Annotated in this window: 24 protein-coding genes, 1 other RNA gene and 2 riboswitches; of the genes, 15 read left to right on the top strand and 10 right to left on the bottom strand. The window is 70.1% G+C overall.

Features of this window, described 5'->3' with window-relative positions; all coding sequences use genetic code 11:
- The first annotated feature begins 177 nt into the window (after positions 1–177).
- Entirely contained in the window at positions 178–1,143 is a 966-nt protein-coding gene (gene speB, locus GZH52_RS12880; protein ID WP_163316861.1) for an agmatinase, read from the top strand.
- Between the two features lies 1 nt (position 1,144).
- Here speB and cobS read toward each other — a convergent pair whose 3' ends face one another.
- From cobS to cobT, 3 genes are read right to left on the bottom strand one after another with little or no spacing between them, the layout of a single operon-like run.
- On the bottom strand, positions 1,145–1,867 hold the full coding sequence (gene cobS, locus GZH52_RS12875) for an adenosylcobinamide-GDP ribazoletransferase (protein ID WP_163316859.1): 723 nt from the start codon (positions 1,865–1,867) through the stop codon (positions 1,145–1,147).
- Positions 1,855–2,457 carry a histidine phosphatase family protein gene (locus tag GZH52_RS12870; protein ID WP_163316857.1) on the bottom strand — a complete coding sequence of 201 codons (603 nt, stop codon included), beginning with the start codon at positions 2,455–2,457 and terminating at the stop codon, positions 1,855–1,857. Before GZH52_RS12870 ends, cobS begins: the two co-directional genes overlap by 13 nt.
- Positions 2,454–3,494, bottom strand: a complete 1,041-nt coding sequence (cobT, locus tag GZH52_RS12865) for a nicotinate-nucleotide--dimethylbenzimidazole phosphoribosyltransferase (RefSeq protein ID WP_163316856.1) — start codon at positions 3,492–3,494, stop codon at positions 2,454–2,456. The genes GZH52_RS12870 and cobT overlap by 4 nt, the downstream gene beginning before the upstream one ends.
- Before the next feature lie 65 nt (positions 3,495–3,559).
- Positions 3,560–3,735: riboswitch (cobalamin riboswitch) on the top strand.
- Positions 3,736–3,835: 100 nt separating this feature from the next.
- Here cobT and GZH52_RS12860 point away from each other — a divergent pair.
- From GZH52_RS12860 to GZH52_RS12810, 11 genes are all read left to right on the top strand, one after another.
- Positions 3,836–5,677, top strand: a complete 1,842-nt coding sequence (locus GZH52_RS12860; protein ID WP_163316854.1) for a TonB-dependent receptor domain-containing protein — start codon at positions 3,836–3,838, stop codon at positions 5,675–5,677.
- Entirely contained in the window at positions 5,677–6,204 is a 528-nt protein-coding gene (gene cobU, locus GZH52_RS12855) for a bifunctional adenosylcobinamide kinase/adenosylcobinamide-phosphate guanylyltransferase (RefSeq protein WP_163316852.1), read from the top strand. Before GZH52_RS12860 ends, cobU begins: the two co-directional genes overlap by 1 nt.
- A 65-nt stretch (positions 6,205–6,269) precedes the next feature.
- Positions 6,270–6,491 carry a hypothetical protein gene (locus tag GZH52_RS12850; RefSeq protein ID WP_239058128.1) on the top strand — a complete coding sequence of 74 codons (222 nt, stop codon included), beginning with the start codon at positions 6,270–6,272 and terminating at the stop codon, positions 6,489–6,491.
- Positions 6,488–6,817 carry a cell division protein ZapA gene (locus GZH52_RS12845; protein WP_163316850.1) on the top strand — a complete coding sequence of 110 codons (330 nt, stop codon included), beginning with the start codon at positions 6,488–6,490 and terminating at the stop codon, positions 6,815–6,817. The genes GZH52_RS12850 and GZH52_RS12845 overlap by 4 nt, the downstream gene beginning before the upstream one ends.
- A non-coding RNA gene (gene ssrS / locus GZH52_RS12840) (6S RNA) lies at positions 6,817–7,001 on the top strand. The genes GZH52_RS12845 and ssrS overlap by 1 nt, the downstream gene beginning before the upstream one ends.
- Positions 7,002–7,026: 25 nt before the next feature.
- Positions 7,027–7,635 (top strand): 5-formyltetrahydrofolate cyclo-ligase, encoded by a 609-nt coding sequence (locus tag GZH52_RS12835; RefSeq protein WP_163316849.1) that lies wholly within the window; start codon positions 7,027–7,029, stop codon positions 7,633–7,635.
- Between the two features lie 46 nt (positions 7,636–7,681).
- Positions 7,682–8,143 (top strand): anti-virulence regulator CigR family protein, encoded by a 462-nt coding sequence (locus GZH52_RS12830; RefSeq protein WP_163316848.1) that lies wholly within the window; start codon positions 7,682–7,684, stop codon positions 8,141–8,143.
- An 84-nt stretch (positions 8,144–8,227) separates the two neighbouring features.
- Positions 8,228–8,686, top strand: a complete 459-nt coding sequence (locus tag GZH52_RS12825) for an EVE domain-containing protein (protein ID WP_163316847.1) — start codon at positions 8,228–8,230, stop codon at positions 8,684–8,686.
- On the top strand, positions 8,686–9,492 hold the full coding sequence (locus GZH52_RS12820; RefSeq protein WP_163316846.1) for a sulfite exporter TauE/SafE family protein: 807 nt from the start codon (positions 8,686–8,688) through the stop codon (positions 9,490–9,492). Before GZH52_RS12825 ends, GZH52_RS12820 begins: the two co-directional genes overlap by 1 nt.
- A 14-nt stretch (positions 9,493–9,506) precedes the next feature.
- Positions 9,507–9,893 carry a hypothetical protein gene (locus GZH52_RS12815; protein ID WP_163316845.1) on the top strand — a complete coding sequence of 129 codons (387 nt, stop codon included), beginning with the start codon at positions 9,507–9,509 and terminating at the stop codon, positions 9,891–9,893.
- 131 nt (positions 9,894–10,024) lie between these two features.
- A complete protein-coding gene (locus tag GZH52_RS12810; protein ID WP_163316844.1) occupies positions 10,025–11,608 on the top strand; it encodes a methyl-accepting chemotaxis protein in 1,584 nt (527 codons plus the stop codon).
- On the opposite strand, the gene GZH52_RS12805 is transcribed toward GZH52_RS12810, so the two are convergent.
- Genes GZH52_RS12805 through GZH52_RS12780 form a run of 6 tightly spaced genes read right to left on the bottom strand, consistent with a single transcriptional unit; the run spans position 11,609 to position 17,615 of the window.
- Positions 11,609–13,090, bottom strand: coding sequence for a cobyric acid synthase (locus tag GZH52_RS12805; protein ID WP_239058123.1), 1,482 nt, complete (start codon positions 13,088–13,090; stop codon positions 11,609–11,611).
- The gene (locus GZH52_RS12800; protein WP_163316843.1) at positions 13,051–13,932 is read right to left on the bottom strand and encodes a cobalamin-binding protein; all 882 of its coding nucleotides are present in this window, start codon (positions 13,930–13,932) and stop codon (positions 13,051–13,053) included. Before GZH52_RS12800 ends, GZH52_RS12805 begins: the two co-directional genes overlap by 40 nt.
- The gene (gene cobD / locus GZH52_RS12795) at positions 13,929–14,927 is read right to left on the bottom strand and encodes a threonine-phosphate decarboxylase CobD (protein ID WP_239058122.1); all 999 of its coding nucleotides are present in this window, start codon (positions 14,925–14,927) and stop codon (positions 13,929–13,931) included. Before cobD ends, GZH52_RS12800 begins: the two co-directional genes overlap by 4 nt.
- A 2-nt stretch (positions 14,928–14,929) precedes the next feature.
- The gene (gene cbiB / locus GZH52_RS12790; RefSeq protein ID WP_163316842.1) at positions 14,930–15,862 is read right to left on the bottom strand and encodes an adenosylcobinamide-phosphate synthase CbiB; all 933 of its coding nucleotides are present in this window, start codon (positions 15,860–15,862) and stop codon (positions 14,930–14,932) included.
- Positions 15,856–16,623 carry an ATP-binding cassette domain-containing protein gene (locus GZH52_RS12785; protein WP_163316841.1) on the bottom strand — a complete coding sequence of 256 codons (768 nt, stop codon included), beginning with the start codon at positions 16,621–16,623 and terminating at the stop codon, positions 15,856–15,858. The genes cbiB and GZH52_RS12785 overlap by 7 nt, the downstream gene beginning before the upstream one ends.
- Positions 16,620–17,615 carry a FecCD family ABC transporter permease gene (locus GZH52_RS12780; protein ID WP_349290659.1) on the bottom strand — a complete coding sequence of 332 codons (996 nt, stop codon included), beginning with the start codon at positions 17,613–17,615 and terminating at the stop codon, positions 16,620–16,622. Before GZH52_RS12780 ends, GZH52_RS12785 begins: the two co-directional genes overlap by 4 nt.
- Before the next feature lie 124 nt (positions 17,616–17,739).
- A riboswitch (cobalamin riboswitch) is annotated at positions 17,740–17,943 on the bottom strand.
- An 85-nt stretch (positions 17,944–18,028) separates the two neighbouring features.
- On the opposite strand from GZH52_RS12780, the gene leuS reads away from it, so the two are divergent.
- From leuS to holA, 3 genes are read left to right on the top strand one after another with little or no spacing between them, the layout of a single operon-like run.
- Positions 18,029–20,647, top strand: a complete 2,619-nt coding sequence (gene leuS / locus GZH52_RS12775; protein WP_163316839.1) for a leucine--tRNA ligase — start codon at positions 18,029–18,031, stop codon at positions 20,645–20,647.
- Between the two features lie 55 nt (positions 20,648–20,702).
- Positions 20,703–21,251, top strand: coding sequence for an LPS-assembly lipoprotein LptE (locus tag GZH52_RS12770; protein WP_136554121.1), 549 nt, complete (start codon positions 20,703–20,705; stop codon positions 21,249–21,251).
- Complete coding sequence (holA, locus tag GZH52_RS12765) at positions 21,229–22,236, top strand: DNA polymerase III subunit delta (RefSeq protein WP_163316838.1); 1,008 nt, start codon at positions 21,229–21,231, stop codon at positions 22,234–22,236. Before GZH52_RS12770 ends, holA begins: the two co-directional genes overlap by 23 nt.
- A 62-nt stretch (positions 22,237–22,298) precedes the next feature.
- On the opposite strand, the gene GZH52_RS12760 is transcribed toward holA, so the two are convergent.
- Entirely contained in the window at positions 22,299–23,072 is a 774-nt protein-coding gene (locus GZH52_RS12760) for a lytic transglycosylase domain-containing protein (protein ID WP_136554125.1), read from the bottom strand.
- Between the last annotated feature and the right edge of the window lie 79 nt (positions 23,073–23,151).

Below are 23,151 nucleotides of genomic sequence, written 5' to 3'. Positions count from 1 at the left end.
CTTAGGCCATCATATGCTTTCAACATTAATTGTCAATTGCATGGCTTGTCGGGTGCGGATAGTGTAGGCACACTGCAGGCCTGCGCGCCGCTGGGGCGCGCCAGCCTCAAACCGTCGGCTGTGCAAGATGGACGGTAGCCGGGCGCGGCCCGGCGCGATCCACATGGGGATTCATCCATGACGCAAACCCTGTTCGGTGACGGCGCGATCCGCCGCACCTCCCTGCTCGGCTCCTCAATCGAGAATACCTACGCCGGCGTGCTGTCGTTCATGCGCCGCAACTACACGCGCGAGCTCGCCGGCGCTGACGTGGTGGTGTCCGGCGTGCCGCTTGATCTGTCGACCACCTTCCGTCCCGGCGCCCGCCTCGGGCCCGCCGCGGTACGCGCCGCCAGCGTGCAGCTGGCCGAATTGAAACCCTTCCCGTGGGGCTTCGACCCGTTCGAGGAACTGGCGGTGACCGATTATGGCGACTGCTGGTTCGACGCGCATAACCCGCTCTCCATCCGCGACACCATTACCGAGCACGCGCGTACCATCCTCGCTTCCGGCGCCAAGATGCTGACCCTGGGCGGCGACCACTTCATCACCTGGCCGCTCCTGATCGCGCATGCCGAGAAGTATGGTAAGCCCTTGAGCCTGATCCACTTCGATGCGCACTGCGACACCTGGCCGGACGACAACCGTGACAGCCTCAACCACGGCACCATGTTCTACAAGGCGGTGAACGAAGGGCTGATCGACCCGGCGCGCTCGGTGCAGGTCGGCCTGCGCACCTGGAACGACGACTTCATGGGGATCCCGCGCATCGACGCGCCGACCGTGCACGAGATCGGCGCGCAGGCGACGCTCGAGCGCATCAAGGCCATCGTCGGCGATAATCCGACCTACCTGACCTTCGATATCGACTGCCTGGACCCGGCCTTCGCGCCGGGTACCGGCACGCCGGTCCCGGGCGGGCTGACCAGCGCGCAGGCGCTGCACATCGTGCGCGGCATGACCGACGTCAACCTGGTCGGCATGGACGTGGTCGAGGTGTCGCCGCCCTTCGACAACAGCGAGATCACCGCGCTGGCCGCCGCGCATATCGCGTGCGACCTGTTGTGCGTGCTCGCCAGCCGCAAGAAGGCCGGCCTCGCCTGATTCAGGCGAGCGCGAAGACAACGCAGGCGGCGAGCAGCAAGGTCTCGCACACCTCGATGCCGGCGCCGAGGCAGTCGCCGGTCATCCCGCCCAGCTTGCGTTTCAGGTAAGCCCACCAGAAAAGGCCCGCCGCCGGCGCTACCAGTAGCGCCGGCGCTACGAGTGCCGACAGCGTGAAAAGCAGCGCGGCCGACAGCCAGAACGACGGCCAGTGGCTGCGCCACGCGAAGCGCTCGCCGCTGCCGGCCGAGAGCGCCGGTAGGGTGGATGACCAGGCGACGGCGAACAGCCGCGCCCACGCCGGAACCAGCAAGAGCGCCGGCCACAGCGCGTGGCGTGCGGCGAGCATCAGCAGCACCAGCTTGGCGGCCATCTGCCCCACCAGCACGATCACGCCGAAGCTGCCGACGTGCGGGTCTTTCAACACTTCGAGGAAGCGTTCGCGCGAGCGGTGCGCCGCGCCCTGCGCGTCGGCCAGGTCCGCCAGTCCGTCCAGGTGCAGGCCGCCGGTCACCCAGGTCCAGGCAAGCAGGGCGGCGAGCGCGGCCAGCCAGGGGTCGAGCGGCGCCAACAGCGCGAGCGGGGCGGCGACGCAGGCGCCGACCAGCAGGCCGACCACGGCGAACCAGCGCGCGGCGTCGGCGAGCCAGGCGGGGTCGAAGGTTTTCAGTTGCGGCGTCGGCAGCCGGGTCAGGAACTGGACGGCGAGGATCAGCGTGCGCATGGGGCGGTGAGGCGGGTCAGGTAGGCCGGGTGGCCGTCGAGGATGGACAGTTGCGCGAAGCCGCCGCGCGGCACGGCGATCAGTCGCGCCGCGGAAAAGGGCAGCGACAACAGCTCGGCGAGCAGCACGGTGATCACCCCGCCGTGCGCGACCAGCACGCGGTGGCTGCCGGAGGCGTCGCGCGTCCACTGCGCGAGCGCGGTGAGCACGCGGGTGCGGAACACCTCGAAGCGCTCGCCGCCGGGCGGGACGAGTTCGCCGCGCTCGACGCGGCCGCCCCAGCCGGGTTCGGCCGCATTCAGCGCCGCCAGCGGCTCGCCGTCCCACGCGCCGAAGTCCATTTCGGCGAAGCCCGCGTCTAGCTTCAGCGGCAGCGATGCCTCCAGCGCCGCCTCGACCGCGAACGCGCGGCAGCGCGAGAGCGGCGACGCGGCCAGCGCGGTGACCGGCGCCACCGCACGGATGGCGTCCCACGCCGTGCGCATCTGCGCGTGGCCGGCGTCGGTCAGTGCAAGGTCGGTGCGCCCGATCAGGCGGCCCTGGTGGTCGATCTCGCCGTGGCGCAGCAGGGTCAGCGTGTATGGGTTCATGCCTTGTCCGAGACGCCGGCCGACGCAAAGGTCGCCATCCCGGCGTGCAACTGCAGCGCGGAGGCGATCAGCGGCAGCACCAGCGCGGCGCCGGAGCCCTCGCCCAGGCGCAGGCCCAAGTCGACCATCGGCGCGAGGCCTAAGTGCGCGAGCGCCGCCTGGTGGCCGGTCTCCTGAGAGCGGTGGCTCGCCAGCAGCCAGTGTTCGAGGCCCGGCACCATCGCGCACGCGGCGAGCGCGGCGGCGGCGGCGATAAAGCCGTCGACGACCGACGGCACGCCCAGACGCGCGCCTTCCAGATAAAAGCCCGCCATCGCGGCGATTTCCAGCCCGCCGACTTCGGCCAGCACGCGGCGCGCGTCGGCACCGGCGGGCAGCCGCGTCAGCGCCTGCTCGACGATGCGGGTTTTCAGCGCGAGCGCCTGGTCGTCGACGCCGGTGCCGCGGCCGACCACTGCCGCAGGCGCGAGGGTGCAGAAGTGGCAGATCAGCGCCGCCGACGGCGTGGTGTTGCCGATGCCCATCTCGCCGGCGACCAGTACACCGGCGCCAGCCTCGACGGCGCGGCGGGCGGCGGCGCGGCCGGCGTCCAGCGCCGCGTCGACTTGGGCCTGCGTCATCGCCGCCTCGCGGGCAAGGTTGCGCGTGCCGGGCGCGACACGGGCGCTGATGATTACGCCGGGGAGCACAGGCAGCGGCGAGGCGACGCCGACGTCGACCACCTCAAGGCGCGCGTCGTGCTGGCGCGCGAGTACGCAGATGGCGGCGCCGCCGGCGGCAAAGTTCTTCACCATCTCGGCGGTCACCGCCGACGGGTACGCCGACACGCCTTCGGCGGTGACGCCGTGGTCGGCGGCAAATACGGTGATCGCCGCCTTCGGCAGCTGCGGCACGGCCTGGCCTTGCCAGCTAGCGAAGCGGCAGGCGACGTCCTCGAGCATGCCTAGGCTGCCGGTGGGTTTGGTGAGCTGGTTCTGGTGCGCGCGCGCCGCGGCGTACGCGGCCGCGTCCGGGGTGGGGAGCTTGAATTCTGGCATCCGGCGAGGATAAGCCCTTTATGGTCACGCCTCAATATATTGATGCGTCGCAGCGTGGGTGTCGCATATAATGCGCACCGCAGGTAACGGGAAGCCGGTTCAAGTCCGGCGCTGCCCCCGCAACGGTAAGGCCTCGCGCGCTGTGCGCGCGCAGGCGGTGCATCACGCCACTGTCGATAGACGGGAAGGCGCGCCGCCGGCATGGCCAAGCCCGGAGACCGCCCTGCGCATGTGTACTGGAGTATCGCGGGGAGGCGATCACGACACGGCCCTGTCCGCTGTGCTGCGCGTTGCGCGCTAATCTTCCTGCACTCCCCTATCGTTTCCGAGGAGTGTCCCAAATGTTTGCAAGAAAGCCGCTGGCCGCGCTGATCGTGCTGGCCGTCACCCCCGCCGCGTTCGCGGCCACCGCCCCGCTGCAGGCTGAAGAAGTGGTGGTCACCGCCACCCGCACGCCGACCCCGGTGTCCAAGGTACTGTCCGACGTCACCGTGATCACCCGCGAGGAGATCGAGGAGACCGGCGCCACCCAGCTGACCGAACTGCTGGCGCGCCAGCCGGGCATCGAAGTGACTTCGACCGGGGGCTTGGGCAGCACGGCATCGGTTCATATCCGTGGTGCGAACGCTAACCAGACGCTGGTGCTGGTCGACGGCATGCGCATCGTGTCCGGCACGCTGGGCGCGACCTCTCTGCAGCACCTGCCGCTTGAGCTGATCGACCGCGTCGAGATCGTGCGCGGTCCGGTGTCCGGCGTGTACGGTGCCGACGCGATTGGCGGTGTGATCCAGGTGTTCACCCGCAAGGGCAGCGGTGCGCCGAAGTTTCACGCCAGCCTCGGCTTTGGCGAGTACGGCACGGTCGAGGCCGGCGTTGGCGTCAACGGCCAGCTGGGCGACACGGCTTTTGGGCTGAACCTCAGCCACCAGTCCACCCACGGTTTCTCGGCGAAGAACGCGGGTTCCGATTCGAGCTGGGGCAAGCATAACCCCGACCGTGACGGTTACCGCGAAAGCGGCTACTCAGCCTACCTCGAGCATGCCCTTGCGCCAGGCCAGTCGCTGACTGCGCGAGCGTTCCAGTCGTTTGCCAATAACGAGTACGACACCTCGGCGCCGGATCGGGGCCAGGACGAAATCAGGACGCGGCTGACCGGGCAGAGTGTCGAGTCGCGCAACCGTCTGGGCGAGCGCTGGACGAGCACGCTGCGCTTTGCCCGTACGCAGGACCGTAGCGAAGACTTTACCGGCGGCAAGATGGATCAGCGCAGCAGCCTGTTCAAGACGACGCAGGACGAGTGGACCTGGCTGAACGACCTCGCGCTGGACGTAGGCAAAGTCCAGCTAGGCGCGAGCCATCTGAAGCAGGAGGTCGACAGCCTGAAGGCGTACGCGGAAACGGAGAAGACGGTGAAGTCTGCATTCGCCGGCTATCAGGGCGAACTGGGCAGCCACTTGTGGCAGGCCAACCTCCGCCACGATGATGACTCGACGTTTGGTGGCCAGACGACCGGCCTTGTCGGCTACGGCTACCGCTTCGACCGGCACTGGCTGGCGCGCGCCAGCTACGGCACCGCGTTCAAGGCGCCGACCTTCAACGACCTGTACTGGCCGGGTGACGGTAACCCCGACCTCAAGCCGGAGCATGCGCGCAACCTGGAAGCGGCGCTCGAGTGGGCGGACGGTCCGCACCGCACCAAGCTGACCTGGTTCCGCAACAAGGTTGACGACCTGATCCAGTGGGCCGATGACGGTACCGGTTACTGGAAACCGTTCAATGTTGCCCAAGCACGTCTGGCCGGCTACACGCTGGAGGCCGGCACCCAGCTGGCTGGCTTTGACCTGTCGGCCTCTGCGACCTGGCTCGACGCGCGCGACAGCAAGACCGGCCAGCGGCTCGACCGCCGTGCGCAGCGTTTCGCCAGCGCCAACGTCAGCCGGATGGTTGGCGACTGGACGCTGGGTGGCAGCCTGCAGGCTTCCGGCGAGCGGCTGGACAAGGGTGGCAGCAAGGTGCTGCCGGGCTACGCGACGGTCAACTTGTACGCCGACCTGAAGCTGGATGCCGAGTGGACGGCGACCGCGCGCATCGAGAACGTCGCCGACCGCGACTACGAGACCGCCTACGGCTACAACACCGCCGGCCGTACCTGGTTCGTCGGCGTGCGCTACCAGCCCAAGTAATGGCAGCCCACCTCGTCAGCGGCGGTGCCCGCTCCGGCAAGAGCCGCTTCGCCGAGGCGCTGGCGCTCGCGTACGGCGGCCGCGTCGTCTACGTCGCGACCGCCGAGCTGACGGGCGACGCCGAGTTCGCGGCGCGCGTCGCGCACCACCGCGCGCGCCGGCCGGCGCACTGGGCGCTGGCCGAGGCGGACCGGTGTCTGGCGGCGGTGCTCACGCGACACGCCGGCGCCGACACCCTGCTGCTCGTCGACTGTCTGGGCATGTGGCTGATGCGTTTCTTCGGCGAGGCCGGCTTCGACGAGGCGGCGTGGGCGAGCGAGCGCGCGGCGTTACTGGACGCATTGACCACCTTGCCCGGCGAGGTCGTGCTGGTGTCGAACGAGGTGGGCTGGGGCGTGGTCGGCGCCGACGCGGCGACCCGCCGCTTCGTCGACGAACTAGGCCGGCTCGGCCAGGATGCCGCCGCCGTGTGCGAGCGGGTGACGCTGGTCACCTGCGGGCTGCCACTGGCGCTCAAGGCCGGCTGAAACCGGGGTGCGGCGCGTGCCACAGCGCGCCGTGCGGCGGTTTGACGCTGGATCGGCGCTTGGCTATGCTCGCCGCCATGGATACCGAATTCGAACAACTGGAAGGCCGCGTCGGCGCGTTGATCGCGCGGGTACGCGAACTCGACGAACAGAACGAGCGGATGGCGGCCGTGCTGGCCGAAGTGCTCAAGGAAAACGCCGAGCTCAAGTTTCTGGTCGAGGAGACCCGTAACCGGGTCGCCGACCTGATCGGCCGGCTGCCGGGCGACGCGGAGGAGACGGCATGAGCAACCTCGTCCAGGTCGACGTCAACCTGCTGGGCCGCCAGTTCACCATCGCGACTCCGCCGCAGGAGCAGGATACGCTGCGCCAGGCGGTGCGCCTGCTCGGCGACAAGATCGAGCAGATCCAGGGTTCGGGCCGGATCATGGATACCGACAAGATCGCCATCATGGCCGCGCTGAATATCGCGCACGATCTGCTTAAGACAAAAGTCGGTGAAAACTTGGAGATGGCCGAGTTTCAACGTAGAATACAGGCAATGGTCGAGGCCGCAGACGCGGCGCTAGGCCAGACCCAGCCGGCCGACGCCGGCGGGCACTGCACCGGTTAATCCCCCTGCGGTGTGCGAGAAGGCACATAATTTCCTTGAACCAATGTGTTCGCTTTGGTTGTTGGCGTTAACGTGTACCGGCGTGTCGCTCCGCTTGTCGGAAGCGCCCAAAGTGCAAGGCCGATGACCCCCTTTGTCCAAGGGTTCAAGCGAATTTCGCCGGATCGCCACTCGCGGGGGGCTCCCTCTCCCGCTTTACCTTTTTCCCGATGAGCCCATCGACTGCCGCCGACAAGCAGGCGCTGCGCAGGCAGCTGCGCCGGGTGCGCATGGCCAAGCCGCGCGCCGAACGGCTGGCGGCCGCTGATGCGCTCGCGCGCCACGGTGCGCGGCTCACCGGCCGCGGCCGGCGCGTCGGCGGTTATCTTGCCGCCGGCTCTGAAATCGACCTCGAACCCCTGATGAGCGCGGCGCTGTTCCGCGGCGCGCGGCTTTATCTGCCGCGCATCCCCGCGCGCGGACGCCGGATGTGGTTCGCGCGGGTCGGCGGCGCCGACCGCTGGCTCCTTCATCCGCGCTACCGCATCGTCGAGTATGACGGGCCGCTCGCGCGCGCCGAGCGGCTCGACGTGCTGTTCGTCCCGCTATTGGGCGTCGACGACGACGGCTACCGGATGGGGCAGGGCGGCGGCTTCTACGACGCGACGCTCGCCTACCGCCGCCGGCGAAGCGGCGGGCCGTGGCTGGTCGGCGTCTGCTACGACTGCCAGCGCGTCGCACGGGTGCCGCGCGAGCCGTGGGACGTCCACCTCGACGCCTTGCTGACCGAGTCCGGCCTGTACCGGCTGGGGCCGGGTGGCTGGCAGCGCTGGCGCTGAGCGTTTAAGCTGCGGGCTGTATTGCCGGTCTTGAAAGGAATTCCTGATGAAAGCCTTATTGCGTCACGCCGTATGCGCGACCCTGGCACTCGTGCTCGGTGCTACCCCCGCGCTGGCTGCGCCGCCCGAAGGTAAGGGCAAACCCGAGAAACACCAGGGCCATGGCAAGCCGCAGAAACACGGCCAGGCCGCGTCGGGCTACGACAGCGCCGACGCCGCCCGCGACCTGGTGCGTGCCGGCATCACCGCCGCCGCCGTGCGCGCGATCATCGGCGAGCGCCATCTGGACTTGGGTGGCTACTCGGCGCTACCGCCGGGCATCCGCAAGAACCTCGCGCGCGGCAAGCCGCTGCCGCCGGGCATCGCCAAGAAGGCAGTGCCGATGCCGCTGCTGAGTGAACTGCCCAAGCACTCCGGGTACGAGTGGCAGGTCGCCGGGCGCGACCTGGTGCTGGTCGCGCTCGGCAGCATGCTGATCGCCGACGTGCTCAGCGACGTGTTCCGCTGAGGGCGAACCCGGCTTGCGCCGGGGTGCCCACCCCCACACAATGCCGGCTTGACGCCGGCATTGTGCTTTGCAGAAGGAATTGAAGTGGCTTACTGGCTGATGAAGTCGGAACCGGACGACACGTCGATCGACGACCTAGCGAGGGAACCTGCTCGCGCGTTCGAGTGGACAGGCGTGCGCAACTACCAGGCGCGCAATATGATGCGCGACGCGATGCACGTCGGCGACCTGGTGCTGTTCTGGCACTCGTCGTGCCCGGCGCCCGGCATCGCCGGTGTCGCCGAGGTGGTGTCGGCCGCACACGCGGACAGCAGCCAGTTCGACCCGGCAAGCCCGTGGTTTGACGCGGCGTCGACGCCGGACGCGCCGCGCTGGCACTGCGTCGACGTGCGCTTTGTGCGCAAGTTGGCGCTGGTGTCGCCCGCACGGCTGCGCGCGGAGCCCGGCCTCGAGGCCATGCAGGTGCTGCGCCGCGGCAACCGCCTGTCCATCACCCCTGTCACGCCCGAACAATGGGCACTCATCATGGAGTATTTCGGCTGATGCTGTCCCTGTCGTTGATTGTGGTATTGCTGGTGTGCGGCGCCGCCGCGGGTTTCCTCGCTGGGCTGCTCGGCGTCGGTGGCGGGCTGGTGATCGTGCCGGTGGTGGTCGGCGTGCTCTCCGCCGCCCATCTGGGCGAGGGGCATGTGCAGCACCTGGCGGTCGGCACTTCGCTCGCGGTGATGGTGTTCACCAGCTTTTCCAGCGTGCGTGCGCACAACGCCAAGGGCGCGGTCGACTGGACCATCGTGCGGGGCATGGCGCCGGCGATGGTCGCGGGTACGCTCGCCGGCAGCCTGGTTGCCGGCTGGATCCCCGGCGCCGCCCTGCGCTGGTTCTTCGTGCTCTACGCCTACATCATCGGCGCGCAGATGTATTTCGGCGCCAAGCCCAAGGGCAGCCGCGAGATGCCGGGCACCGCCGGCAAGTTCGGCGCCGGCAGCCTGATCGGCATGGTCTCTAGCTGGGTCGGCATCGGCGGCGGCTCGATGAGCGTGCCGTTCATGAACTGGTGCAACGTGCCGGTGCACACCGCGATCGGCACCAGTGCCGCGCTGGGCTGGCCGATCGCGCTGTCCGGCGCGCTGGGCTATCTCTATACCGGTTGGGGCGAGCAGGGCCTGCCTTGGGGGGCGGCCGGCTACATCTACCTGCCGGCGATGCTGGTGCTGATGGTGATGACGGTGCTGCTCGCGCCTATCGGCGCGCGCGCCGCGCACCGGCTGCCGGTGGCGAAGCTGAAAAAGGCGTTCGCCTTGCTGATGGCGGTGATGGCGACGCAGATGTTGTGGACGCTGCTGCGATGAACGGGAGAACAAGCATGCGCAAATTGATCGGAATCTTGCTCGGCTGCGCGCTCTCAGCGCCGGCCGCCGCGTATAGCGACGAGGCCAGGCTGCCGTATACCGGGCAGGCCGGCCAGCTGCCGGTACAGGTGGTGGTCGACTTCCTCGGCCATCGGCTTGGCGAAGCGGGCCGCTTCGAGTATTCGACGCTGAAGATCGAGCAGCACAGCCGGCCGGAAGCGTTCGATCACGCGCGCGTCATCGTGGTGCGCGATGGGCTGCTCGACGACAGCGTGCGTGGCAACCGCTGGCGCTTCGACGTCAACCGCACGGCCGACGGACGCTGGCGGATCGACACGCTGCGCGAGGATTTTTCCTGCCGGCGCGGCCGTGCCGGTTGGGGCGTGCAGCCCTGCCGCTGAGGCGGCGGGCAGGGCTGTCTTTCAAGCAAAACCATGCCAATGGTGCGGTTGAATCAATATAAAAAGCCAAATATCATATTTTGTATAAGATTTTTGGCTTTGTTTGATTTTCCCTTCCTGCGAGTCTTGGCATGCGCGTCAACCAGCCCGTCACCGGCGTCGAGCATAGGCTCGACCCCAAGCTTCCCATCGTCTCCCGCACCGACCTCAAGGGCCGCATCGTCTACGTCAACCCGGCCTTCGTCGAGATCAGCGGCTTCACTCGCGAGGAGCTGATCGGCCAGCCGCACAACCTGGTTCGCCACCCGGACATGCCGCCCGAGGCGTTCGCCGACATGTGGCGGACCTTGCAGGCCGACCTGCCGTGGCGCGGCCTCGTCAAGAACCGCTGCAAGAACGGTGACCATTACTGGGTCGAGGCGTACGTGACGCCGGTCTACGAGGCCGGGCAGAAGGTCGGCTACCGCTCGGTGCGCAGCCTGCCCAAGGCGGAGGAGGTGCGCGCGGCCGAAGCCCTGTACGCGGCGGTACGCCGGCGCGAGGCGACCCTGTCCCCAACCCGCTACCGTACGCAAACCGCACTGGCCGTGCGCGTCGGGCTGCTGGCCGTGCTGCCGGTTTCGCTGGCCAGCCTGGTCGAATTGCTGGGCGTGCCCGTGTGGCTGGCCGCACCGGCCGCGTTACTGCTCGCGGCCGCACTGGCCAGCTGGTTCTGGGCGGGGCTGACCCGGCCGCTGCGCGATTTGCGCCATGCGCTGCAGCAACTGGCCGAGGGCAATTTCCGTTTCGAGATTAATGCGCGCGCGCCGCGCGAGTTCTCCGGCGCGCTGATCGAGATGAAGTCGATGCAGGTGGGCCTTCGAGCCATCATCGCCGACGTGGTCTCCGGCGCCGAGCGGATCCGCCAGCGCGCCCAGTTGGCGAGAGGCGGCGTCGGCGAAGTCAGCGCACGCGAGCGCGAACAGGCGGACGGCCTCGCGGCGGTCGCCGCGGCGCTCGAAGAATTGTCGGCGTCGGTGCGCGAGATCCACGACGCGACAGCGCGTAGCGCCGGCCAGGCCGGGCAGACCCGGGCGCTGGTCGAAGCGGGCCAGCGCTCGATGAGCTCGACGCTGGCGGTGACCGAGGCGCTGGCGCCGCGCATGCAGGCGACACGCGAACTGATGGACGCGTTGGGCAGCGACGTCGCCGCGGTCGGCGAAATCACGCAGGCGATCCGCGACATCGCCGACCAGACCAACCTGCTGGCGCTGAACGCGGCGATCGAGGCGGCGCGCGCCGGCGAGTCCGGCCGCGGCTTCGCGGTGGTCGCCGACGAGGTGAGGAAGCTCGCCGAGCGCACTAGCGAGAGCACGCAGAAGATCGGCAGCACGATTTCCACCATCGTCGGGCGCACCGGCGACGCGCTGGTGTCGACCCAGCAGGCGGCCACCGGCGTCGATGAGGGCGGAGCGCTGATCCGAGAGAGCCACGGCGTGTTCGCCGACATCCTGCTGTCGGCCGACGCGGTCACCGCTGCCGCCGGCGACGTCGCGACCATGCTTGCCCAGCAAAGCCAGGCGTCGGCCGACGTCGCGCGCAGCATGGAGTCGATCAGCGCGGCGAGCGAGCAGAACGCGCACAGCCTGCGCCGTACCGACGACGCGGTGGACGCGCTCGCAGAAGACGCCGACGCGCTGCGCGTGCTGGTCGGCCACTTCGAGCGAAGCCTGTAATCAATTCGTCCCCAGCCCCTGCAGCGCGCGGTACAGCGGCAGGCAGGCGTCGGCGAGCCGCTCAAGGCTCGCTTCGCGCAGGGCGGCGAGGTCAACCGCCTGCGCGTCTGCCATCCCTGCCCAGCGAAGCAGCGCCGCCTGCGCCTCGGGATGGTCGAACAGCCCGTGCACGTAGCTGCCCAGGATCTGGCCGTCCGCGCCGAGCGCGCCTTCCGGCCCGTCCGCCAGCATAAAGGCGGGGTGTGTCAGCGCGGGGCCGCTACTGACCCCCATATGCATCTCGTAGCCTTCGACGCGCGCGTCGGCGAAGGCGCAGTGCCCCGCCACCCGCGCGAGGCGCTTGCTGGCTCCCAGCCGGGTGTCCATCTCCAGCAGCTTAAGCCCCGCGTCCGTCCCCGCCGGGCCTTCGACGCCGTCCGGGTCGGCGACGCTCTGCCCGAGCATCTGGAAGCCGCCGCACACGCCGATCAGCTTGCCACCGTAGCGCAGGTGACGGTGGATGTCGGCGTCCCAGCCGTTCGCCTTCAGTGCGGCGAGGCCGGCGCGGGTGTCCTTGCTGCCGGCCAGCACGATCAGGTCGGCTGGCGGCAAGGGCTGGCCCGCGCGGGCGTAGCTGAGGTCGACGCCGGGATGCGCGCGCAGCGCGTCGAAGTCGGTATGGTTGCTCAGGCAGGGCAGTGCCGGCACCACCACGCGGAACGCGCCGCGGCTTTGCCGCGCGTCGATCGCGTCCTCGGCGTCGAGCGTGAGGCCGTCCAGGTGCGGCAGCACCGCCAGCACCGGCTTGCCGGCCTCGCGTTCTAGCCAACTGAGGCCGTCGGCGAGCAGTTCGGGCAGGCCGCGGAAGCGGTTGATCACGAAGCCGACTACCCGTGCGCGTTCGGACGCGGACAGGCAGGCGAGGGTGCCGACCAGGTGGGCGAAGGCGCCGCCCTTGTCGATGTCGACGACCAGCACTACCGGGCAGTCGACCGCCTCGGCAAACCCCATATTGGCGAGGTCGCCCGCGCGCAGGTTCACCTCGGCCGGGCTGCCGGCGCCCTCGACCAGCACCGTCCGGTAGCGGCTTCGCAAGCGCGCGAATGCCGCGCAGGCGGCAGCCAGCGCCTGCGGCTTGTACGCGTGAAAGCCGTGCGCGTCCATGCCGGACACCACCTGCCCGCCGACGATCACCTGCATGCCGTGCGCCTGCGGCTTGAGCAGCACCGGGTTGAGGTCGCAGACAGGGTCTATGCCGGCGGCGATCGCCTGCAGCGCCTGCGCGCGGCCGATCTCGCCGCCGTCGACGGTGACCGCGCTGTTGAGCCCCATGTTCTGCGGCTTGAACGGCGCGACGGCGACGCCGTCGCGCGCGAGTAGCCGGCACAGCGCGGCGACCACCGTGCTCTTGCCGGCGTCCGAGGTGCAGCCTTGCACCATCAGCGCGGGAAACGGCAGGCCCTTCATCGGCGGCGCGCCCGCGCCGTGTCGAGCGCGGCGCATAGTTGCTCGGCGCCGGCAATCGCCCTGGGGCCTGCGCGGCTGAGCAGGTCGGCGTCGATCGCCAGCAGGTTGCCTGCGCGTACCGCCGCTAGCGACGGGTAGCGCCGCCAGCGCGCGAACGCGTCGTCTTGGGGCCTGCTCGCGCCGGAGACGATCACCTCGGGGCGCACGGCGAGCACCGCCTCTTCCGATACCACCGGCGCGGTCACCGGCAGCGTGCCGAACACGTTGACGCCGCCGCACAGGCGGATCGCGTCGCTGGCGATGGTGTGCGCGTTGAGGGTGTAGAGCGGCTTGTCCCACACCTGGTAGAACACCAAGAGCTTGTCGCGCCCCTGGTAGCGGCGCGTGAGCGCGTCCAGCCGCTGGCGGTAGCCCTGTGCGGCGGCGCGCGCCTCAGCCTCGCTGCCGGCGAGCACGCCGAGCCGCTCGACGGCGCCGGGTACGGCCCCGAGTGTCTGCGGGTCGCTGTAGTAGAGCGGGATGTTCAGCGTTTGCAGGCGGGCGAGCTGCTTGCCGGCGTTGCCGTGCCGCCAGACCACGATCAGGTCGGGCTTGAGCGCGGCGATGCGCTCGAGGTCGAGCTGGCGGTTGTCGCCGACGCGCGGCACCTTCTTCGCTGCGGGCGGGTAGTCGCTGTACTCGACCGCGCCGACCACCCGCCCGCCGGCGCCGGCGGCGAACAAGAGTTCGGTCACGTGCGGCGCCAGGCTGACGATGCGTTTGGCCGGTGCGGCGAGCGTGACGGTGTGGCCGGCGTCGTCGGTCGCGCTGACAGCGGCGAAGGCGGGGCCGCAGGCGAACAGGGCGAGCAAGGCGGACTGGCAGAAGGCGTGTTTCATCGCGGAGCCTCGTAGCTGGCCAGCGCGTCTGTCAGGCGCTGCCAGGCGGTTTCATCGGGCGGCAGGCCGCAGCGCAGCCCGCGCGCGGCGTTGTCGAACAGGCGCAGCCACAGGCCGTGCCGCGCGAAGTGCGCGTGCAGGTCGGCGGGGTCCGTCTGCGGCCACCAGGCAAACAAGGCGGTGCCGCGGGTTTGGCAGCCGTGGCGGGTGAAGAGCGCGTGCAGGCGTTCGCCGTCGGCGGTGAGCCGCGCGCGCGTCGCCTGCTGCCAGCGGCTGTCGGCCAGTGCCGCGCGGCCGATCGCCTGTGCCGGCCCGCTGACCGTCCACGGGCCGATCTCGGCGGCGAGGCGGGCGAGCAGCGCGGGAGGTGCCGCGACGAAACCCAGCCGCAGCCCGGCGAGGCCGAAGAACTTGCCGACCGAGCGCAGCACGACCAGGCCGGGCCTGTCGCTGTTGGCAGCGACCGACTGCGCGGGGTCGACGTCGGCGAACGCCTCGTCGACCACCAGCACGCCGCCGCGTGCGGCGAGGGCGTCCGCCCACGCGAGCAGCTCTTTGCGGCCGGTGCGCTCGCCGGTCGGGTTGTTCGGGTTGCACAGGATGGCGATATCGGCCCGATCCAGCGCGTCGCCGAAGCCGGCGAAGCTGACCGTCTCGACACGGTGGCCGGCGAGCTGCCAGCCGTGCGCGTGTTCGCCGTAGGTTGGAGACGCGACCAGCACGCGGCAGGGCGCGAACAGGCGGGGCAGCGCGTGGATCGCCGCCTGCGTGCCGGCGACCGGCAGCAGCGACGGCGCGCCGTAGTAGCGGGACGCGACGGCGGTAAGCGCCGGGTCGGCTTCGGGTAGCCGCTGCCACGCGTCGGCGGCCAGTGACGGCACCGGGTAGGCGTACGGCGACAGGCCGGCGGAGAGGTCGACCCAGTCAAGGTCGCCGTAGCGGCGGCGCGCGTCGGCGAGGTTGCCGCCGTGCGGCAGCAGGGAGGGGATGGTCATGGTCATCCTGTGAGTAGCGCGGCCAGCGCGAACAGCGTGCACCACATAAGCGCGCTGCACGCGACCAGACGCCAGGCGCGGGCGATGTCGGCCGCCTTGGGCGCGCGGCCCTCGCCCAGGGAGGGGCGCATCTCGTCGACGCCGTCGTAGCGGGCGGTGCCGCCCAGCGCCACGCCCAGCGCGCCGGCGCCGCTGCTCATTACCGGGCCGGCGTTGGGGCTGGGCCACGCCGGCGCCTGCGTGCGCCAACAGGCAAGCGCGCGGCGGGTGTCGCCCAGCAGCGCGTACGCGAGCGCGGTGAGCCTCGCCGGCAGGTAGCCCAGCACGTCGTCGGCACGCGCGGCGAAGCTGCCGAAGCGGCCAAAGCGCGCGTTGCGGTAGCCCCACATCGCGTCGAGGGTGTTGGCGAGGCGAAACAGCAGGGCGCCGGCGCCGCCGGCGAGCGCGAACCAGAACAGCGCGCCGATCACCGCGTCGCTGCCGTTCTCCAGCTGCGATTCGCACGCGGCCTTGGCCAGCTCTGCCTCGCCGGCGTGTCCGGTGTCGCGGCTGACGATGCGTGCGGTCAGTGCGCGCGCGTCGGCCAGGTTGCCGGCCGACAGCGCTGCGGCGATCGGCGCGGTATGCGCGCGCAGGCTGAAGAGGCCCAGCGAGAACCACAACAGCGCGGCGTCAAGTAGCCAACTTGCCCACGCCGGCAGTAGCCGTTGCAGCCACAGCACGAGGCACACCGGCGGCAGCACGGCGAGCGCCCATGCCAGGGCACCGGCGACGCGGCGCCAGCGGCCGCGGTTGAGCAGGCCTTCCACGCGCAGGGCGATGCGGCCGAAGCCGACCAGCGGGTGCAGGCGGCGCGGCTCGCCCAGCAGCGCGTCGAGCAGGAGACCCGTGAACAAGAGCGCGGCGGTCAGCGGTGCGCTCAGCCCGCCTAGCATGGCCCGGCCCCGCGTGGCAGGTAGAGGGTGCGGCCGCGGTGGCGCAGCGCCTCCAGCGGGTAACCGAGGCAGTCGCCGAGCAACTCGGCGCCGAGCGTCGCCGTCTCGCCGGCGTGCCAGCGCCCGTCGCCCATCAGCAACAGCGCGTGGGTCGCATCTTGCAGCGCGAGGTTGAGGTCGTGGCTGACGGTGATGAGGGTGCGGCCTGCCGCGCGCGCGCGGGCGGTCATCGATGCGAGCGCCATCTGGTGCGCGAGGTCGAGCGCGGCGCTCGGCTCGTCGAGCAGCCATAGCGGTGCGTCCTGCGCGATAAGCGCGGCGAGTGCCGCGCGCTGGCGTTCGCCGCCAGAGAGCGTACGCACGTCGCGTTCGGCGAAGCCGGAGAGGTCGAGTTCGGCGAGCGCCGCGTGCGCGCGCTCGATCTCCGCGTCGCTCTCCCAGTAGCCGGCGTCGTGCGGGTGGCGCGCGGCGAGTACCACGTCGAGCACGCGGTAGCCGAACGCGTCGTGCTGGGCCTGCGGCAGGTAGGCGATGCGGCGCGCGCGCTCACGCGCGCGAAAGCTGCCCAGCGGCGCACCGTCCAGCAGCACGCGGCCACCATCCGGCGCATGCAGCATGGCCAGGGTTTTCAGGAGGGTGCTCTTGCCGGCGCCGTTGCGCCCGATCACCACCCAGTTCTCGCCGGCGTTCGCCTGCCAGGCAAGCGCGTTGATCAGCGTGCGCGCGCCGGCTTTCAGGGTCAGTCCTTCGCAACGGATCACAGCGCGCCCTCCTGGCTGCGGCGCAGCTGCCACAGGAAGGCCGGCACGCCGATCAGCGCGGTGATCACGCCGACCGGTAGCTGCAGGGGCGCGAATGCGGTGCGCGCGATGGTGTCGGCCAGCACCAGCAGGGCGCCGCCGGCGAGCGCGGCCGACGGCAGCAGCACGCGGTGGTCGGGGCCGAGCGCGAGCCGGCACGCGTGCGGCACGATCAGGCCGATAAAGCCGATGCTGCCCGCCATCGACACCGCGCTGGCGGTCAGCAGCGCGGAGAGCGCGAACAGGCCGACGCGCAGGCGGGCGACGTCGACGCCGAGGGTCAGCGCGTTGTCGCCGTAGAGCGCCATCAGGTTGATCGAGCGGGCGCGAGTCACGCAGAACATGAGCGCGGCGGCGAGCGCGAGCGCCGGCAGCGCGCCCGGGCCGCTGCCGGAGAGGTCGCCGATCAGCCAGAACACCATGCCGCGCAGGTTCTCGTCCGGTGCCAGCGCCAGCATCAGCGTGACCAGCGCGCCGCAGCCGGCGCCGATGATCACGCCGGTGAGCAAGAGCAGCGTCGCGCGCGCGCCGCGGGCGATGCCGTCGCGGGCGAGCGCGAACAAGAGGGCGGTGACGGCGAGCGCGCCGGCGAAGGCAGACAAATCGACCAGCGCGCCGGCGAGCCCGGCCATCAGCGCGCCGAGCGCGCCGACCGACGCGCCGCCGGACAGGCCGAGCACGTAGGGGTCGGCCAGCGGGTTGCGCAGCAGCGCCTGCATCATCACGCCGGCGCTGGCGAGCAGGGCGCCGGTCAGCCAGGCGGCGGCGGCGCGCTCGACGCGCAACGTGACCAGGGTCGATGCGAGCGAACTGTCGCGGCCCGTCAGCCAGTCGGCGACGCCGCCGGCGAGCTCGCCCGCAGACAGACCGACCGAGCCTGCGCCGAGCGCGATGGCGAAGGAGAGCACGGACAGCGCCGCGAGCAGGGTCAGCGGCAGGGACGCGCGGCTCACGCGCACGGTTTCCCCGTGGTGTGCTGGCTGGACATGGTTTCCTCCCCGAGGATGGCGTGTGGCGACGGGGAAGCGCGGGCGGCCATGGCCGCGGCAGGCGGTTCAGCCCGCCCTCCGCGGTGCTTCCCTTGACGACAGGCCGGTCGGTGTCCGGGCTCCATCCCCACCCTGCCCCCTTCCAGCGCGAGCGCCGTGGGTTGTGACAGGGTGTGTCGCGCGGGGCGACCGGATGTGTACCGTTGCGGGGGCAGCACGGCTTGGGCGGGGATGCCTTGCCGTTTCCCGATGCCGCGCGCGGGGCGCGGCGCCAGCCTGGACGCGGATTCTAGCACGTCGCGGCACCGGTATCCGCTCGCCGGCCGCCTCGTTATAATGATCCGATTCTGCCTACTCATCCGATAGCCGCAACCGTCATGCAAGAACACTACAGCCCGCGCGAGGTCGAGACCGCCGCGCAACAGAAGTGGAAGGCGACCGCAGCCTTCCGTGCCGTCGAAGACACCGCGCGTCCGAAGTACTACGCCCTGTCGATGTTCCCCTACCCGTCGGGCAAGCTGCACATGGGCCATGTGCGCAACTACACCATCACCGACGCGCTGGCACGCTTCATGCGCTTCAAGGGCTACAACGTGCTGCAGCCGATGGGCTGGGACGCCTTCGGCCTGCCGGCCGAGAACGCCGCGATGAAGAGCGGCGGCGCGCCGGCCGCGTGGACTTACGCGAACATCGAATACATGAAGGGCCAGCTTGACAGCCTGGGCTTCGCGCTGGACTGGGAACGCGAGCTTGCGACCTGCAAGCCGGATTACTACCGCTGGGAGCAGTGGCTGTTCACCCGCCTCTTTGAGAAGGGCGTGATCTACAAGAAGAACGGCGTGGTCAACTGGGACCCGGTCGACCAGACCGTGCTCGCCAACGAGCAGGTGATCGACGGTCGCGGCTGGCGCTCCGGCGCCTTGGTCGAGAAGCGCGAGATCCCGATGTATTACTTCGCGATCACCAAGTACGCTGACGAGCTGCTTTCCAGCCTCGACACGCTGGACGGCTGGCCCGAGCAGGTCAAGACCATGCAGCGCAACTGGATCGGCAAGAGCTTCGGCGCCGACGTAGTGTTCGCGTACGACGAGGCGAGCATCGGCCACGCCGGCGAGATGAAGGTGTACACCACCCGCCCGGACACGCTGATGGGCGCGACCTACGTCGCGGTCGCCGCCGAGCACCCGCTGGCGACGCAGGCCGCCGCGAACAACCCGGCGCTGCAGGCCTTCATCGCCGAGTGCAAGGCCGGCTCGGTGGCGGAAGCCGACGTGGCGACCATGGAGAAGAAGGGCATGGACACCGGCCTGTCCGTGCTCCACCCGCTGACCGGCGCACGCTTGCCGGTGTGGGTCGCCAACTACGTGCTGTGGGGCTACGGCGAAGGCGCGGTGATGGCGGTGCCGGCGCACGACGAGCGCGACTTCGAGTTCGCCAACAAGTATGCGCTGCCGATCAAGCAGGTGTACGCGCCCAAGGCCGGCGACAACGATTTCGACGCGGCGGTGTGGAAGGAATGGTACGCGGCGAAGGACGGCTCGCTGTCGACGCTCAACAGCGGCGCATTCGACGGCCTGGACTTCCAGGGCGCGTTCGACGCGATCGTGTCCGCGCTGGAAGCCAAGTCGGCCGGCGCCAAGAAGACCCAGTTCCGCCTGCGCGACTGGGGCATCAGCCGCCAGCGCTACTGGGGCTGCCCGATCCCTATCATCCACTGCGATTGCTGCGGCGACGTGCCGGTACCGGCCGAGCAGCTGCCGGTGGTACTGCCGGAGAACGTGATCCCGGACGGCGCAGGCAGCCCGCTTGCCAAGATGCCGGAATTCTACGAGACCACCTGTCCGAAGTGCGGCGGCGCGGCCAAGCGCGAAACCGACACCATGGACACCTTCGTCGAGTCGAGCTGGTACTACGCGCGCTACGCGAGCCCGAAGTGCGACACCGCGATGGTCGACAAGGCCGCGGCCGACTACTGGCTGCAGGTCGACCAGTACGTGGGCGGCATCGAGCACGCGATCCTGCACCTCCTGTACGCGCGCTTCTTCCACAAGCTGATGCGCGACGAAGGCCTGGTGTCGTCGGACGAGCCGTTCAAGAGCCTGCTCACCCAGGGCATGGTGGTGTGCGAGACCTTCTACCGCGACCTCGACAACGGCTCCAAGGACTGGATCGCGCCGGCCGACGTCATCCTCGAGCGCGACGGCAAGGGCAAGATCGTCGCCGCCAAGCACCGCGTCGACGGCCTGCCGGTGACGGTCGGCGGCGTCGAGAAGATGTCGAAGTCGAAGAACAACGGCGTCGACCCGCAGGCCTTCATCGAGCAGTACGGCGCCGACACCGCGCGCCTGTTCATGATGTTCGCCGCGCCGCCGGAGCAGAGCCTCGAGTGGTCGGACGCCGGCGTCGAGGGTGCGTTCCGCTTCCTCAAGCGCCTGTGGCGCGTGGTCGGCGAGCATGTCGCCGGCGGCGTGGTCGCCCCCTACCAGGGCGGCGAGCTCGACGCGGCGCTCAAGGAGCTGCGCTACAAGCTGCACGCGACCATCCAGAAAGTGGCCGACGACTACGGCCGCCGCCAGCAGTTCAACACCGCGATCGCCGCGGTGATGGAACTGCTGAACACCTACGACAAGACCGCGCGCACCGGCGACGCCGGCCGTGCCGTCGCGCAGGAAGTGCTGGAAGCCGCGGTGATCCTGCTCGCGCCCATCGTCCCGCACGTGGGCGAGGCGCTGTGGAACGAGTTGCGCCCGGGCAGCGAGTTGCTCGCGCAGGCGTGGCCGGCGGTTGACGAGGCCGCGCTGGTGAAGAGCGAGCTCGAGCTGATGGTGCAGGTGTGCGGCAAGCTGCGCGGCAGCATCGTCGTCGCGGCCGACGCGTCGCGCGAGGCGATCGAGCAAGCGGCGCTCGCGCACGAGAACGTGCAGAAGTTCATGGAAGGCAAGCCGGCGAAGAAGGTCATCGTCGTGCCCGGACGCCTGGTGAACGTCGTCGTCTGACGACACAGAACGAAAGGCCGGCTTGTCCGGCCTTTTTGACCTTGAAGGGGGATCGATGAGACGACTTTGCAGAAACGGCGCGCTGTTCGCGCTGACGCTGTCGCTGGCCGCGTGCGGCTTCCATTTGCGTGGCGTCGGCCAGCCGCTGCGCCCGCTGTCCTTTGCCAGCCTGAGCGTCGACGGCAGTGGCCCGGTCTACGAGCAGCTGATGGCCGACATCCGCCGCGACGGCCGCGTGCAGCTGGCCGGCAAGGGGCAGACCGCGCAGGCGGTGCTCGCGCTGATGCCGCCGCAGACCAGCAAGGACGTGCTGACCGTCAACCGCGCGGGCAAGGTCAACGAGTACCAGCTGGTGCTGACCCAGCACGCGCTGTTGACCTTCGCCGGCTCCGACGTGCCTCAGCCCCTGAGCGCGACCGTGCGCCGCACCCTGTCGTACTCGGAAAACGTGGTGCTCGGCAAGGAAATGGAAGAGGCGCAGCTGTGGGCGTCCATGCAGCGCGAGGCGGCCAATATGCTGGTACGCCGCCTGTCGTTCATCCAGCCGCCGAAGGCGGGCGAGGCTTCGGCCGGGCAGGGCGATGCCGCCGCACGCAAGCCCTGAGGCGCTCTCCACCCTGCTTGGACGCGGGCTTGCGCCCCTCTACCTGATCCACGGCGAGGAGGCGCTGCTCGCGCTGGAAGCCGCCGACGCGATCCGCGCGGCGGCGCGCCGTGCCGGCTACCTCGAACGCGAGGTGCTGACGGTGGAGGCGGGCTTCGACTGGTCGCAGCTGACCGACGCGATGAGCAGCGTGTCGCTGTTCGCGTCGCTGAAGGTGCTCGAGGTGCGCCTCCCGACCGGCAAGCCCGGCAGCGAAGGCGGCGAGGCGCTGCAGCGGCTGGCCGCGCGTCCGCCGGACGACACGGTGACGCTGGTGATCCTGCCCAAGCTCGAGCGCACGCAACTGCAGGCGAAGTGGTTTGTCGCGCTGCAGAAGGCGGCGGTCGAGATCGAAGCGCGCGCGGTCGGCCGTGCCGAGCTGCCGGCGTGGATCGCGCGGCGCATGAAGGCGCAGGGGCAGAGCCTAGGCGACGACGCGCTGGCCTTCTTCGTTGACCGGGTCGAGGGCAACCTGCTCGCCGCGCGGCAGGAGGTCGACAAGCTCGCGCTGCTCTACCCGCAGCGCGAACTCTCGCTCGACGAAGTGCGCGACGCGGTCGCCAACGTCGCGCGCTTCGACGTGTTCCATTTGTCGTCGGCGTGGCTGTCCGGCGACGGCGCGCGTGTCGCGCGCATGCTCGACGGCTTGCAGGCCGAGGGCGAGGCGCCGGTGCTGGTGTTGTGGGCGCTCGCCGAGGACGTGCGCATGCTGCTGAAACTGCGGCAGGGGCTGAAGGACGGCCGCAACAGCCGCGAGATGCAGCGCGAGCTCAAGCTGTGGGGCGAGCGGCAGAAGCTCGCCGAGCCGGCGCTACGCAGGATAGGCCCGCGCAAGCTGATGGACGCGATCGCCCGTTGTGCCGAGGTCGACCGCCAGATCAAGGGTGCCGAGCCAGGTGACGCGTGGCAGTCGCTGCGCGCGCTCGCGCAGCTGCTCGCCGGCTGAACACAGGACCCCGAAAAGGAAAAGGCCGGCGCGTGCGCCGGCCTTTTTGCCGTTCGGCGTCCTTAAAGCGGCGCGAGCGTCGCGTGTACGCGGCCGCGGCTGCCGGTCTCGACGAGGCCGCCGGCTGCCAGCGGCGTGCGGCCGCCGCGCGCCTCGTAGGTGGCGAGCACGCGGGCGACGTAGTCGCGGGTCTCCGGGTAAGGCGGGATGGTGTTGCGGTACTTCTGCACCGCGCCTTCGCCCGCGTTGTACGCGGCGATCACCAGCGGCAGGTTGTGGTTGAAGGTGGACAGCAGGAACTTCAGGTAGCGCGCGCCGGTGCGCACGTTGGCGTGCGGGTTGGAGAGCTCGCTGGCCGGCAGGCCGAAGCGCTCGCCGGTTTCCGGGATGATCTGCATCAGGCCGATCGCGCCCTTGGGCGAGACGGCCAGCGCGTCGTAGCCGGATTCGACGCTGACGATCGCGTGCAACAGTTGCGGGTCGAGGCGGTACTCGCGCGCGACCTTGCCGATGATCTTGTTGTACGGCTGGCTGATGTGGGCCTTGACGAGGCGCGGCTTGGCGGCGGGCAGGCCGGCGACGGCACGCTGCTGGGCGCGGTCCTGGCTCTGCGTCGCGCCCAGCCCGGGACGCGTCGCGTCGGCCAGGTAGTCGGCCGGCGTCGGCGTCGAGCCGGCCGGCGGGCTCTTCTGGAACAGCTGGTAGCGGTCGTCGACCCGGGTGGGCGACAGGTGGATGCGGCCGGACTCGTCGACGTAGCCGTACAGGTCGGCACGAGCCTGGGCGCTGGCGAGTAAAGCCGTTGCTATCAAACCAACGCGGAAAATTCGCTTCATTGACAACAACCTCTGCAAGGCCTTGTAAACAAAGCCATTCTAGGCGCAGGCCGGCGACTTGCCAATGTCAAATCGCGCC

Origin of the sequence: Crenobacter caeni, assembly GCF_010435965.1 — a bacterium.
In the GTDB taxonomy this organism is placed as follows: Bacteria; Pseudomonadota; Gammaproteobacteria; order Burkholderiales; family Chromobacteriaceae; genus Craterilacuibacter; species Craterilacuibacter caeni.
This window is presented reverse-complemented; position numbering and strand designations above follow the sequence as displayed.

Coding starts and splice junctions, on each gene's coding strand:
- leuS (WP_163316839.1), top strand. CDS start 18,029: ATGCAAGAACACTACAGCCCGCGCGAGGTCGAGACCGCCGCGCAACAG.
- speB (WP_163316861.1), top strand. CDS start 178: ATGACGCAAACCCTGTTCGGTGACGGCGCGATCCGCCGCACCTCCCTG.
- GZH52_RS12845 (WP_163316850.1), top strand. CDS start 6,488: ATGAGCAACCTCGTCCAGGTCGACGTCAACCTGCTGGGCCGCCAGTTC.
- GZH52_RS12820 (WP_163316846.1), top strand. CDS start 8,686: ATGCTGTCCCTGTCGTTGATTGTGGTATTGCTGGTGTGCGGCGCCGCC.
- GZH52_RS12860 (WP_163316854.1), top strand. CDS start 3,836: ATGTTTGCAAGAAAGCCGCTGGCCGCGCTGATCGTGCTGGCCGTCACC.
- GZH52_RS12815 (WP_163316845.1), top strand. CDS start 9,507: ATGCGCAAATTGATCGGAATCTTGCTCGGCTGCGCGCTCTCAGCGCCG.
- cobU (WP_163316852.1), top strand. CDS start 5,677: ATGGCAGCCCACCTCGTCAGCGGCGGTGCCCGCTCCGGCAAGAGCCGC.
- GZH52_RS12830 (WP_163316848.1), top strand. CDS start 7,682: ATGAAAGCCTTATTGCGTCACGCCGTATGCGCGACCCTGGCACTCGTG.
- holA (WP_163316838.1), top strand. CDS start 21,229: ATGCCGCCGCACGCAAGCCCTGAGGCGCTCTCCACCCTGCTTGGACGC.
- GZH52_RS12850 (WP_239058128.1), top strand. CDS start 6,270: ATGCTCGCCGCCATGGATACCGAATTCGAACAACTGGAAGGCCGCGTC.
- cbiB (WP_163316842.1), bottom strand. CDS start 15,862: ATGCTAGGCGGGCTGAGCGCACCGCTGACCGCCGCGCTCTTGTTCACG.
- GZH52_RS12800 (WP_163316843.1), bottom strand. CDS start 13,932: ATGAAACACGCCTTCTGCCAGTCCGCCTTGCTCGCCCTGTTCGCCTGC.
- GZH52_RS12760 (WP_136554125.1), bottom strand. CDS start 23,072: ATGAAGCGAATTTTCCGCGTTGGTTTGATAGCAACGGCTTTACTCGCC.
- GZH52_RS12805 (WP_239058123.1), bottom strand. CDS start 13,090: ATGCGCCGCGCTCGACACGGCGCGGGCGCGCCGCCGATGAAGGGCCTG.
- cobS (WP_163316859.1), bottom strand. CDS start 1,867: ATGCGCACGCTGATCCTCGCCGTCCAGTTCCTGACCCGGCTGCCGACG.
- GZH52_RS12835 (WP_163316849.1), top strand. CDS start 7,027: ATGAGCCCATCGACTGCCGCCGACAAGCAGGCGCTGCGCAGGCAGCTG.
- GZH52_RS12870 (WP_163316857.1), bottom strand. CDS start 2,457: ATGAACCCATACACGCTGACCCTGCTGCGCCACGGCGAGATCGACCAC.
- GZH52_RS12810 (WP_163316844.1), top strand. CDS start 10,025: ATGCGCGTCAACCAGCCCGTCACCGGCGTCGAGCATAGGCTCGACCCC.
- GZH52_RS12770 (WP_136554121.1), top strand. CDS start 20,703: ATGAGACGACTTTGCAGAAACGGCGCGCTGTTCGCGCTGACGCTGTCG.
- cobT (WP_163316856.1), bottom strand. CDS start 3,494: ATGCCAGAATTCAAGCTCCCCACCCCGGACGCGGCCGCGTACGCCGCG.
- cobD (WP_239058122.1), bottom strand. CDS start 14,927: ATGACCATCCCCTCCCTGCTGCCGCACGGCGGCAACCTCGCCGACGCG.